Raw genomic sequence first — 12,728 nt, forward strand, 5'->3', positions numbered from 1 at the left:
TATTCATAAGAAATTTCCCTCTAACCCTAAAAAGCGCTATAATAATAAAACAGATGTAAATTAGTAGTTGAAAGATTCTTTACATAGAAAATAAGAGAAGGGATGAAGCAATAAATATGAACAAAGAGATGCTGCTGATCTTTGCCCATCCTGACGACGAATCCTTTGCCTTAGGTGGAACCATTGCTAAATACGCTGAACAAGGAGTTAAAATTACTCTTGTTGTTGCTACTAGAGGAGAAGCTGGTAAAGCAGCTGGGCTATGCAAGCAGGAAGAACTTGGGTTATTTCGAGAGCAGGAACTTAGCCGTGCTGCGAAAGTTCTGGGGATTACAGAAGTCATCTTTTTGGACTATAAAGATAAAGAAGTTCCGATTTCCCCGTCTCTTGAAATAGTTGAGAAGCTTGTTCGAATTATCCGTAAAGTTCAGCCTCAAGTAATAATTACCTTTGGTGCTGACGGTTCATCAGGACACCGTGATCACAGAGCAATCCATCATTTTACCAAGGCCGCTATTAAATTGGCTAAAGAATTTATTGAACCGGAGTGGGGAGATCCGTATATTTTGCCACGCTTATGCTATGTTAAGGCCGGATGGAGGCTTGCCGATAATGTATTAAAGGGACTTGACTATATTATTGAAATTAAGCCGTGGGCTGAAAAGAAAAAGAGAGCAATTGAAGAACACAAAACTCAATTGTTTTCACAGCAGAAGTTTGAGGCTTTAGATCAAAAAATCAAAGAAGATTATTATAGTCGAGAGTATTTCCAATGTGATTTTGAGTTAAGTGCTTTCCCTGGACGAGGTAAGGACATCTTTGCAGATATGGAGAGGGTGGGTTCTTAGTGAGAGCAAAGGTAGTGCTGAAATTTTGCCCAGACTACACAGCAGATGTAGAGAAGAGTTTAAGGGAAGGACTCTTGGAATGGGGTGGGATGTCCACTTTTGTAAAACCTGGACAAAAGGTTTTGCTCAAAGTTAATCTGCTTATGAAAAAGCGACCTGAGGAAGCAGTAACTACTCATCCCAGTGTCGTCGAAGCTGTGGTACGCCTTGTTCAGGAGGCTGGGGGGATAGCCATTATCGGGGATAGTCCCGGTGGACCCTATACAGTGAATGCCCTTCAAGCCATCTACTCAAAGTCAGGGTTGCGTGAAGTTGCAGAGCGTACAGGAGCAATTTTGAACGAGGATGTCGGACAAACAACAATTCAATATCCGGAAGGAAAAATCGTAAAAAGCTTAACCGTAACAAACTGCGTCTTAAATGCTGATGTGGTAATCCCTATCTCAAAGCTGAAGACACATGGCATGATGACCTTTACAGGTGGGGTTAAAATTTTATTTGGGGTTATACCGGGTCTTTTAAAAGCGGAATATCATTTAAAAATGTTTAAAATCTCCGATTTTGCCGACCTTTTAGTAGATATTGCTTCTTGGGTAAATCCGTCTCTTAATATTATGGATGGTATTGTCGGCATGGAAGGGGATGGCCCTTCAGCGGGCAACCCACGGAATGTTGGAGCGCTTCTTATGAGTACAGATCCTTATGCCTTAGATACTGTAGCGGCAGATTTGATAGGCTTAAAGCCCGAAAAGGTTCCTACTCTGATGGCAGCACGTGAGCGAGGTTTTATTAGCAGGCTCAATGAACTGGATTTAGCAGGTGATCCACGATCACTTTGGAGAATAGAGAATTTCAAAATTCCTAAAGCAGTATCCACGAATTTTTTGGATATGTTTCCTATGCCTCAGGGTGTAAAGGATTTTGTAATGAATCGTTTGAGACCGTTGCCAATGTTTGAACATGATAAGTGTGTGGGATGCAGAGACTGTCTTAATAACTGCCCTCCGAAAGCATTGACTATGAATGAAAGTCAGCGACCAATTGTCGACTTGCAAGCTTGTATTCGCTGTTTTTGCTGTCAGGAACTTTGTCCACATCATGCAGTAAAGCTCTATAAACCTTGGTTGGGAAGAAAACTGATTAAGTAATTGCTAATAGAAACTTAATATACAGATAATCTAAACATGAGAGTCTTTTATTGAATTATATGGCATGTCTTTTGGTGGAGGGTGTTACTAAATGGCGGAAAGTGCACTAGTTATTGATGTAGGATCAGGCACTCAGGATATTTTGCTCTATCAATCAGAGAGAAATCTAGAAAACTGTCCGAAGTTTATAGTTCCCAGTCGAACCCAGATTGTCGCGGCCCAGATTCGAGAGGCTACGTCTAAAAGAGAGCAAATTTTTTTACATGGGCATTTAATGGGCGGAGGGGCAAGTTCTGCTGCGCTAAAAAAACATATCGCAGCAGGTCTTAAAGTTTACGCCACTGCTGAGGCGGCGGTTACATTTAACGACAATTTGGCGATTGTAGAAGGCATGGGAATCCTGATTTGCGATAAACCTCCGGAACCGGTAACTTCTATCTGGATGGGAGATGTAGATACAGGTTCTCTGCGGCAAGCACTCGAAGCATTTGGCCTGGGTTATCCAACAAGAGCGGCAGTAGCAGTCCAAGATCATGGTTTTAGTGTTACGGAGAGCAATAGGACGCTTAGATTTCGCCTTTGGGAAGAATTTGTCCTTCAGGGGGGAGATTTAAAAAAACTAGTCTTCACAGAGACTATTCCAAAAGTCTATACGAGAATGCGTGCCCTTCGAGCCATTATTCCGAATGCAGTCGTGACTGATACTGGAACAGCAGCACTCTTGGGAATCATGGCAGATCAGTATGTAAAGCCTTACTTAAATCAGGGAATTTTGGCTATTAATATTGGGAATTCTCATGTCCTTGCTGCCGCAATACGCGGTGAACGGGTTTATGGAGTATTTGAGCAGCATACTAGTATGCTTGATACCGAATCTTTGGCGCATTATATCAAACGATTTCAATTGGCTGAATTGACCAATGACGAAATCTACTCAAACGGAGGACATGGAGCGGCTCTTCATCCGGATATGGGCTCCGGCTGGGATTTTGTTGTTGTTACCGGCCCGAGAAGAAGTATGGCAAAACCAATGAACTGGTATGAAGCGGCACCTTATGGGGATATGATGTTAACAGGATGTTTTGGCATACTGGCAGGAATGGGAATCATTAAGTAAAAAAAGTTTAATTAAGGCAAGGACTTTTTACATAAATGGAGAATTTAAACAAGGGAGATATTACTCTCTTACAGATTTGAATGCATAAAGAAACGGGGGGGGACCATGGCCGAGTTTTTATCACAATTTCGTAATTTTGGACCGCGGAGCGCTATTGATATTATCGTGGTGGCAGTGGTCTTCTACCAGTTTTATATGCTCATTAAACGTACTCGTGCTGTTCAGTTAGTCAAAGGAGTAATGGTTCTTTTAGCAGTCTCTTTGCTAGCAAAATATTTTCAATTAACGAGTATTAGTTGGTTATTAAATAAGCTCTTGGAAGTGTTTTTCATAGCGATACCTGTTGTCTTTCAGCCTGAACTTAGAAAGGCTTTAGAACAATTAGGCCGAGGGCGGTTTTTTACTCGTCATCCTTCTACCCCCGGAGTAGATACATTAGAACAAGTCGCGGAAGAATTAGTGCGTTGTACACAAGTCCTTTCTAAGAATCGGATTGGGGCTTTGATTGTGATTGAACGTCAAACAGGAGTTCAAGATTTTGTAGAGACTGGAATCAAAATTGATGGAGTGGTATCGTCTGAGTTTTTAGTCAATATTTTTATTCCAAATACACCACTTCATGATGGGGCGGTAATTATTCGACGCGATCGAGTGGCGGCTGCTGGTTGCTTTCTTCCTTTGTCTGTAAATCCCGCTATTAATAAGGAATTGGGAACACGGCACAGAGCTGCTTTAGGATTAACAGAGATTACTGATTCTTTAGCCCTCGTTGTTTCTGAGGAAACGGGAGCGATATCTATTGGTATAGATGGTGCACTGACTCGGTTTACCGATGAAAAATCTTTACGAGAATTATTGCTAAGGGAACTTGATGTTAAGAGTATTCCCTCATCGGTTATTCCGTTTTGGAGGTGGTAGTGATGTTAGAGCTGTTGCGGAGAAACCTTGGTGTTAAGGTAGTTTCGTTTTTGTTTGCGATTCTCTTTTGGTTATATGTGCTGAATCAAGGAACGACGGATAAGCTGATTCCTGAACAAACACTGACAATTCCCCTCGTGGTCAGTGGATTAGATCAAAAAATGGTTGTAATGACTCAGCTCCCTTTAGTCCGTGTCCGTTTACAAGGAATAAATCCCAGTGCCAACATTAAAGATATCTATGCAGTGGTAGATCTTTCTTCCGGTATGCCGGGAGAAAGTACCTATGGCATTAAAGTAAATATCCCAACAGGGACTAATGTTGTAGATTATCAACCCAGCACTATTAAGTTAACTCTAGATACAGTTGAGGAAAAGATGGTTCCGGTGCAAGCAGTTGTCTCGGGGAGCCCGGCGAATGATTATCAGGTAGGAAGTCTTATCATTAAACCCTCAGCGGTTAATGTACGAGGTCCCAGCTCTAAGCTAGGCACCTTAGACAAAGTAATAGTTGAAGTTAGTGTAGCAGGAGTTAATGAAACAATTCAGGTTTCCAGACCCGTGAGCTTTCGTGATAAAGAAGGTAAACCGATTTTTGGACCTGACCCAAGCGTAACTATTCTAAGCGCTTATCCAAGCAGCGTAGATGTAATTGCCCCAATCATGGCAAAGGAGCTGTCTTCAAAGATGGTTCCCCTTAAAGTGACAAGTAAAGGGACCCTGGCCGCAGGAATGGAACTTCGCTCACTAGTTCCATCTCCGGGTAGTGTACAGGTTTCCGGGACCCAGCAAGCTTTGAAAGGCTTCGACACACTCAATATTGGGCCAGTGGACATTAGTAATTTAGCGGATAATAAAACATTTCAGATACCTATCGAGCAAGTCGCTCTACCACAGGGAGTTTCCTTGATAGGTGGAACAACCATAAGTGTAACTGCCCAGATTGGGCCCGGGCCTGTCCAAAAAACTATTCCAGGGGTTGCGGTTCAAATTCGAAATGTGGGGAAAGATTTAGAGATAGATCAATCAATAGCCCCTATAGATATTGTAATTGAGGGACTTTCCGACAACTTAAAGAATGTAACAGCAGATCAGATACAACTTTGGGTTGATGCTTCCGGTCAGCCAGTTGGCAGTTATTCGAATATCAATGTTTTCTGGCAGCTTCCTCCGGGAGTGACAATGCCTACTACACCTCAAGTGACCTATAGTCTTAAAGCTCACTTGGATAAAGGAGCAGAGTAAATAAGTGGATTTAGTGTGGTCGAATTTGAGAATCGCTGTAGAAGAGGATATTTTCTTAACGACTATAATGGCTCGTAAAATGAAAGTGTCGGAACAAAGTATCAGTGGTTTGCGTTTTCTGAGGCGTTCTTTAGATGCTCGTAAGAAGCCTCATCTTGCTTTCGTGTATACGCTCCAATTCTCTCTTAATGTGCCGAGACCTGAAGGGAATCGAATTTTAGCTCGGGTTCCCGGACTTAAGGAGGCGCTTATAGAGGTTCCTATTATATGGCCAAAACCCAGCAATACCCTGGTTCATCGTCCGGTAGTAATTGGTGCCGGACCGGCAGGGTATTTTGCTGCATTATCATTAGCGCGAAAGGGATATGCTCCGCTCGTTCTGGAACGGGGTGACTCCGTCGAGGAACGATCCCGTAAGGTTCAGGAATTTTGGGATAAAGGAAAGTTAGATTCTGAGAGTAATGTGCAATTTGGAGAAGGTGGAGCCGGGACTTTCTCGGATGGGAAGCTCACAACTCGCATCCAAGATCGACGGATTTCGGAGGTCTTAGAAACCTTCGTCAAGCATGGAGCTCCCTCAGAAATTCTTTACCTAGCGAAGCCTCACATTGGAACAGACATCCTTAAAGATGTAGTTAAAAGAATTCGACAGGAAATTGTATCTTTGGGCGGAGAGGTTCGTTTTCGCGCTAAAGTAACCGGATTGAAGTCATCCTTAGGCCGTCTAAGTAAGGTAGTTGTCAACGGAGAAGAGGAAATTTCCGCTGAAACAGCTATTCTTGCAATTGGGCATAGTGCTCGGGATGTCTTTAAACTATTAAGCGATATGGATCTTACTCTGGAGAAGAAATCCTTTGCAATTGGCTTGAGAATTGAGCACCCCCAGGCTCTAATAAATCAGTCTCAGTATGGAGTTGAGGAACACCCTCACCTTGGCGCTGCAGATTATCAGCTCACTTACAAGGATGTGAGAACCGGCCGAGGGGCCTATGCCTTTTGCATGTGCCCGGGAGGAAAGGTTGTGGCAGCTGCATCTGAGGAGGATGGAGTTGTCACGAATGGAATGAGCGGTTATGCTCGGGATACAAAGATTGCCAACAGCGCATTAGTCGTAACTGTTGGGGCAGACGATTTTCCGACAGCTAACCCACTGGCAGGTTTAGAATTTCAACGAACCTGGGAACATAAGGCATTTGTTGCCGGTGGATCTGCCTATAGGGCACCTGCCCAAAGAGTTGTTGACTTTTTTGAACGGCGTGTAACGGATAATTTTGATTTGTTACCCACTTATAATCCCGGTATTAAACCGTATAACTTACATGAGGTGCTTCCGGAAGTTGTAGGAGATGTTTTAGAGCGTGCTCTTCGAGATTTCAATGGGAAGATTAAAGGTTTCAGTGGGAAAGAGGCAACTTTGACAGGGATTGAGACAAGAACCAGTTCTCCCATTCGCATCGTCCGAAATACCCAGGGAGAATCCTTAAATCTGGCGGGACTCTATCCGACGGGTGAAGGAGCGGGGTATGCAGGGGGAATTACAAGTGCTGCTGTCGATGGTATTAGAATTGCTGAATTTCTTATGGCGCAATTTGCTCCAATAGAGTAAACTAATGTAGTTGACTTTTATCAAATATGTATAGGGGCGGTTCCGTATGCTATGTGTAAGTATTGGACATATAGCTTATATGACTGCAATACATAGGAATATGTCGACGATGTAAGAGCCTTTTGTTTGGAATGTAAAATCTTGAATTCTAAAATTATATTTGAAAATTAAGAACTTTTTACTAGGAAAACAATACACTAAATAAGAAGGGAGGGAACGATTTGGATCGACTCTTTGGAACTGATGGGGTGCGTGGTGTGGCTAACAGCCAACTGACCCCCAGTCTTGCTTTTCGCCTTGGGCAGGCAGGTGCCTATGTACTTAGCAAGGAGCATCCACATCCCCGAATCATAATTGGCAAAGACACTAGAATCTCAGGAGATATGCTTGAAGCTGCACTTATTGCAGGGATCTGCTCAGTTGGAGCGGATGTCTTGCGGGTTGGGGTACTACCGACTCCTGGAATCGCCCTCTTGACTCGAACTCTTGATGTTAGTGCCGGTGTCGTTATTTCTGCCTCGCATAATCCAGTACAAGATAATGGGATTAAGTTTTTTGATTCAACAGGTTATAAATTGCCCGATGCCATCGAAGATGACATAGAAAGAATTGTTGTCAGTACTGAAAAACCTTGGGAAACCCCAATCGGTGGGGAGATCGGCCGGGTTATCGAAGTACCTGATGCCGAAGCCCGCTATAAGGATTTTCTCAAGAATACTGTAGGACGTTTAGATGGTATTAAAGTCGTTCTAGATTGTGCCAATGGTGCGGCATCCTTTGTTGGCCCAAAAGTATTACAGGAAGTAGGGGTTGAAGTAATCTCTATTTGTAATACACCTGACGGTGTGAATATCAATGCAGGCTGCGGATCGACTCATCCTGAAAAGTTGCAGAAGGCTGTTCTGGAGCACAATGCAGACCTAGGGTTGGCAATGGATGGAGATGCTGATCGTCTTATTGTAGTAGATGAACATGGAACTGTTTTAGACGGAGACTTTATTATGCTTATTTGTGCTTTAGCACAGAAAGGAAAAGGAAAGTTAGCACAAAATGCAGTTGTAGTTACTGTAATGAGCAATTTGGGGTTGCATCTGGCTCTAAAAGAAGCGGGAATCGCGATCTATGAGACAAAAGTCGGGGATCGCTATGTTATGGAAGAATTAATCAGGACAGGGGCTCAGCTTGGGGGAGAGCAATCTGGACATATTATTTTCCTGGACAACAACACCACGGGCGATGGTTTATTAACTGCTCTTCAGCTCTTGGCAGTGATCAAGGAACGGCAACTTCCTTTGTCAAAGCTCGCATCTCAAATGCAACGGCTGCCTCAAGTTTTGCTTAATGCTAAAGTTCAACATAAGGAACGGTTAATGAAGGATGATCGAGTACTTACCAAAGTACAAGAAGCAGAGGATCTACTTAACGGTACAGGCAGAGTATTAGTACGCCCTTCTGGCACAGAGTCTTTAATTCGGGTAATGGTAGAAGGTTCAGACCAACAAAAATTGAAAGAATTAGCCCAAGAAGTAATCGACACTATTCTGCTATGTGATGAATAAAATACCAGTGCATACTTTTTAAATTTTAGCTATAATAGTTTCATGTGTCTTTTGCAGTAGAGTTTACCAGAGCTTTATGAAAAGAGGCACATGAACTAAATCAGATCTGTCAAATAGCCTTAATCAGTGTAAATGGATAAGGCATGTGATTAGCCATTCTTTTTAGTATAGATCTATTCTTGGAAAGAAGGTGATGCTATCGGTTAAAAGTAATCGGGATACTCTGGACGATTGAATCAGGAACGGCAATATCTTAAAGCGCCAGGACCTTTCTATTAATGCTAAGGTCGACGAGGAAGAGGGTTATCGAAGTATTCGGCGGATCCCTCTCGGTGGCTTGTCACCGTAAAGCTTGCTTAAAACCAGAGAGTAATTTTTGGGACAAAGGTAAAGCTGTCAAGACAAGGGGAAAGTGGGTTTAATTTGATCCCCCTTGCTTGTTGTTGCCAAGAATCTGATTAAAGTCGTCCAACTAAGGATGGCTTTATTTTTTTCATCCGGGAACGAGAGATGTAACGTTCTTAATTGTAAGACTATGAGTAATAGGCGGCAGAAAAGGTGCTCGAATTTTACTGATAAGAAAGTTCTAAAGAAAATTGTGTATATTGATACATACTGGAGACGAGTATGGATGTACTATTATTATTTTGAGAGGGGTAACGAATATGTGTGGTATCGTAGGATATATTGGAAAAAGAGTAGCTATTCCTATTTTAGTTGATGGATTAAAGAAATTAGAGTATAGAGGGTATGACTCTGCAGGTGTAGCAGTCCTTGACTGTGAAAAAATTGTGGTTTCAAAAAGCGTTGGAAAGTTAGTTGCTTTAGAAGGAGAACTTGGTCAGGATTATTCTCAAGCTTCTATCGGAATCGGTCACACTCGCTGGGCAACTCATGGTCGACCATCTCAGCTAAATGCGCATCCCCATTGCGATTGTAATCAAGATTTTGTAGTTGTGCATAATGGAATCATTGAAAATTACCTGGAATTAAAAGATAAGCTTATTGAAAAAGGCCATAAATTTGCTTCTGAGACAGATACGGAAGTTTTAGCTCACTTACTGGAGGATTACTTTGAAGGTGACCTTGAAGGAGCAATGAGAAAGGTTCTAAAGACTATTCGGGGTTCCTTTGCGATGGTCGCCTTAAGACGTCAGGAACCCGATAAATTGGTGGCAGCTCGCAAAGATAGTCCAATGGTGGTCGGTCTCGGTGAAGGAGAATTTTTTGTAGCCAGTGACATTACTGCGATTTTGAACTATACTCGTAAAGTTTATATTTTAGATGACGGTGAAATGGTAGTCATTACTGAAGAAGGGGTTAAGGTCACAGACTTTGAAGGGAATCCTCGCACGAAGGAAGTCTATGATGTAAAGTGGGATGCAGTAGCTGCTGAGAAAGGTGGATATGAGCATTTCATGCTCAAAGAGATCCATGAACAACCAAAGGCCCTGAGAGACACGGTGTTAGGCCGTCTGGAAGAGGAGCGAGTCGTCCTCCAAGAAGTAGACTTAACTCTGGATGAACTTGCCCAAATTAATAAGGTATATATCGTTGCCTGCGGTACAGCCTGGCATGCAGGGTTGGTTGGCAAAACCCTGATCGAACGCTGGGCGCGCCTCCCTGTCGAAGTCGATATAGCCTCCGAGTTCCGCTATCGCTCCCCATTAGTTGATGAGCATACTTTAGTTGTGGTAGTCAGCCAGTCGGGGGAAACTGCTGACACCTTAGCAGCTCTGCGTGAAGCAAAAAACCGCGGTGCCCGGGTGGTAGCAGTTACAAATGTAGTCGGCAGTACCGTGTCCCGTGAAGCTCACGATGTAATCTTTACTTGGGCCGGTCCAGAGATTGCAGTAGCCTCAACAAAGGCATACACCACTCAGTTAGAGGGAATGGTTTTACTAGGACTCTATCTCGCTCAAGTCAAAGGGTCATTACCTTCGGGAAAAATAGGAGAGATTATTGAGGCTCTGAAAAAGATTCCGGCTCAAGTTCAAGAGCTGTTAGATCAAGAAGATTTAATTAGAGAATTAGCAAAATCCTTTGCTAAGGTAGAAAACACGTTTTTCATCGGACGCTCTCTAGATTGGGCTGTGGCAATGGAAGGATCACTTAAACTAAAAGAGATTTCTTATATCCACGCGGAAGCCTATGCAGCGGGAGAATTGAAGCATGGCACCTTGGCCTTGATCACTGAGGAAACGCCTGTTATCGCTTTAGCTACTCAACGAGATGTATATGAAAAGACGATTTCTAATGTCAAAGAGGTAAAGGCCCGGGATGCTAAAGTGATCGGACTGACCTATGCAGGTAACACCAGTATGGCGAAGTCGGTGGATCATGTCATCTATATACCCGAGACCTTGGATGAGCTTTCCCCCATGCTTACAGTTATTCCACTGCAACTGCTATCGTACTATGTATCTGTTGCAAGAGGGTGCGATGTCGATAAACCGAGGAATTTGGCGAAGAGCGTTACGGTGGAGTAAGGGAGGGGCCAGTAAAGACTCCAGTGTGGGTTCTCAAATAGTTTGAGACTATGTTCATAAAGTGTGAGACTATAATTAAAAAGTTTGAGACCATTATGAGTTCTAAATGTTTTCTTTTACTAAGTCGGTTAATAAGAGGCTATTACTAGAATAGTGTTCTGTGTAGCCTCTTTGAATTGAGGATGATAAGATGTTTAACACTTTTTGGACATTTTCCAGATGAAGTAGCACTGAATTGGTTTGCGAGGTGTTGTAGATTAATAAAGTCGGTAAATGGTTAATAAAGTCGGTAAACTTTTTGAAAGTCGGTAAAAAGAGAAGGTTAGACTAGCTGATTTAGATTAATAAAGTCGGTAATGTGGCGTGCACAATAAATTGTCACTGATTATACTTTTAGTTGTCACCAATTTATACCGTAATTGTCATCAAATAAAGTCCAAATTGTTGAGAACTAGTGATATGAAGCGGCCACCCGACTGTTTTAGGTAAATTTTAGCAATTATCGAAACATTTATCGGTAAGATACAGTACAACGAAATATATCATTAATTTGGCATGTTTCGTTGTACGCCAGTGGTGGACATAATTGGACCAGTGTGAGTAATAATTACAAAAAGTTGGGAACCGTACAAAAGTCGGGAACTAATTTATAACTGCTTATTTTGTAATGGCTAGAACGTGATTATTTCCATTTCTTAGAATGGAATCCGTCTATTGTGGATATTCGAGAACAGTTTCCTCAACAGGCGAAGATACTCTGTTCATTGCAGAAAATAAAGGAATAAAACATCCGGCTGATCCTGATGGCGGGACTAGGAATTTAGGAATCCCACTGCTTTAGACCGTCTACTTCAGCAGGCACTTACCCAAGTATTAACCCCAATATTTGACCCAGACATTTCCCCATATAGCTATGGGTTTAGACCGGGAAAAAGAGGACATGATTCGGCACGACAAGCACGCGAATACATCCAACAGGGATATAAAGTAGTAGTAGACACCGACTTGGAGAAGTTTTTAGATCGTGTAAACCACGACATATTAATAGCCAGAGTAGCTCGAAAAGAGAAGAACAAACGTATTCTAAAACTTACTCGTTCCTATGTTGAAACAGGTTACAGCAGGACTCACTTTTGGAAGAGTTTGATGAAAACGCTATGGTATTCGGTGGTAGACAAAGTCACGGTCAATGATTCCAATGATATTCAGTTTACTTTTGGGATAGTACGGTGGTTAAAGCATAATAGTTATACTCGACCCACAGGGTGGTAGGTGCCTACTCTGTGGGTTTTTCACGTTAAAATAAGCAACTTATGTCGTATAATAATGGAAAGGAAAGAAGGTCGAAATAGATCGGAGGTGAAACAAATGGCTAAATATACAGATGATGATATAAGAAAACTCCCGAAAATTACTTGCCAAATTACAGAATTATCTGGGAATATCCCCTATGGCTGTGAGCATCGGAATGAGAAATGATCTATTGCCAATCGGATATGCTATTAAAAATGAAGACGGTTACTCCGACAGCTGGAGTTACCATATTATCGATGAGCGGCTGATTGCCTATAAGCATGGGAAGATAACCAATGTTCAGGTTCAAAACATTGAAAAGAACCTCAACACGATCATTTCGCAGTTTGAAGAAATGAAAAAATACCTGCTTTTTATATTAAGCGAAAGCGCAAAACAGAGATAAAAATTATTTGAGTATGCGGTTTCGCTGAATCTAGATTCATAGCGAGAAAAAATAAAGCTAAGCTTATTCTCTTTGGCCAGAAAAATAAGAAAAGAAAGGA

At 42.2% G+C, this 12,728-nt stretch carries 10 protein-coding genes; all 10 read left to right on the forward strand.

The window, feature by feature from the left end:
• The first annotated feature begins 116 nt into the window (after positions 1-116).
• The 10 genes from DESMER_RS01720 (at position 117) to DESMER_RS01760 (ending at position 12,628) form a co-directional block, all read left to right on the forward strand.
• On the forward strand, positions 117-848 hold the full coding sequence (locus DESMER_RS01720; protein WP_014901339.1) for a PIG-L deacetylase family protein: 732 nt from the start codon (positions 117-119) through the stop codon (positions 846-848).
• Positions 848-1,996, forward strand: coding sequence for a DUF362 domain-containing protein (locus tag DESMER_RS01725; RefSeq protein WP_014901340.1), 1,149 nt, complete (start codon positions 848-850; stop codon positions 1,994-1,996). The genes DESMER_RS01720 and DESMER_RS01725 overlap by 1 nt, the downstream gene beginning before the upstream one ends.
• A 91-nt stretch (positions 1,997-2,087) precedes the next feature.
• Entirely contained in the window at positions 2,088-3,113 is a 1,026-nt protein-coding gene (locus DESMER_RS01730; RefSeq protein WP_014901341.1) for a DUF1786 domain-containing protein, read from the forward strand.
• Between the two features lie 105 nt (positions 3,114-3,218).
• A complete protein-coding gene (cdaA, locus tag DESMER_RS01735) occupies positions 3,219-4,031 on the forward strand; it encodes a diadenylate cyclase CdaA (protein ID WP_014901342.1) in 813 nt (270 codons plus the stop codon).
• A 2-nt stretch (positions 4,032-4,033) separates the two neighbouring features.
• Entirely contained in the window at positions 4,034-5,275 is a 1,242-nt protein-coding gene (locus DESMER_RS01740; RefSeq protein WP_014901343.1) for a CdaR family protein, read from the forward strand.
• 4 nt (positions 5,276-5,279) lie between these two features.
• The gene (locus tag DESMER_RS01745; protein WP_014901344.1) at positions 5,280-6,881 is read left to right on the forward strand and encodes an NAD(P)/FAD-dependent oxidoreductase; all 1,602 of its coding nucleotides are present in this window, start codon (positions 5,280-5,282) and stop codon (positions 6,879-6,881) included.
• Between the two features lie 221 nt (positions 6,882-7,102).
• Positions 7,103-8,440: a phosphoglucosamine mutase gene (glmM, locus tag DESMER_RS01750; RefSeq protein WP_014901345.1), complete on the forward strand. Its 1,338-nt coding sequence runs from the start codon at positions 7,103-7,105 to the stop codon at positions 8,438-8,440.
• 665 nt (positions 8,441-9,105) lie between these two features.
• Positions 9,106-10,929, forward strand: a complete 1,824-nt coding sequence (gene glmS, locus DESMER_RS01755; protein ID WP_014901346.1) for a glutamine--fructose-6-phosphate transaminase (isomerizing) — start codon at positions 9,106-9,108, stop codon at positions 10,927-10,929.
• A gap of 882 nt (positions 10,930-11,811) precedes the next feature.
• Positions 11,812-12,201, forward strand: coding sequence for a reverse transcriptase domain-containing protein (locus DESMER_RS23715; RefSeq protein ID WP_242831087.1), 390 nt, complete (start codon positions 11,812-11,814; stop codon positions 12,199-12,201).
• A 196-nt stretch (positions 12,202-12,397) separates the two neighbouring features.
• The gene (locus DESMER_RS01760; RefSeq protein ID WP_242831029.1) at positions 12,398-12,628 is read left to right on the forward strand and encodes a hypothetical protein; all 231 of its coding nucleotides are present in this window, start codon (positions 12,398-12,400) and stop codon (positions 12,626-12,628) included.
• Positions 12,629-12,728: the final 100 nt, after the last annotated feature.

This window comes from Desulfosporosinus meridiei DSM 13257 (assembly GCF_000231385.2).
In the GTDB taxonomy this organism is placed as follows: Bacteria; Bacillota; Desulfitobacteriia; order Desulfitobacteriales; family Desulfitobacteriaceae; genus Desulfosporosinus; species Desulfosporosinus meridiei.

Bases quoted from the DNA above. Each gene is read 5' to 3' on its own strand.
- DESMER_RS01720 (WP_014901339.1), top strand. From the start codon at position 117: ATGAACAAAGAGATGCTGCTGATCTTTGCCCATCCTGACGACGAATCC.
- DESMER_RS01730 (WP_014901341.1), top strand. From the start codon at position 2,088: ATGGCGGAAAGTGCACTAGTTATTGATGTAGGATCAGGCACTCAGGAT.
- cdaA (WP_014901342.1), top strand. From the start codon at position 3,219: ATGGCCGAGTTTTTATCACAATTTCGTAATTTTGGACCGCGGAGCGCT.
- DESMER_RS01740 (WP_014901343.1), top strand. From the start codon at position 4,034: ATGTTAGAGCTGTTGCGGAGAAACCTTGGTGTTAAGGTAGTTTCGTTT.
- glmS (WP_014901346.1), top strand. From the start codon at position 9,106: ATGTGTGGTATCGTAGGATATATTGGAAAAAGAGTAGCTATTCCTATT.
- DESMER_RS01760 (WP_242831029.1), top strand. From the start codon at position 12,398: ATGAGAAATGATCTATTGCCAATCGGATATGCTATTAAAAATGAAGAC.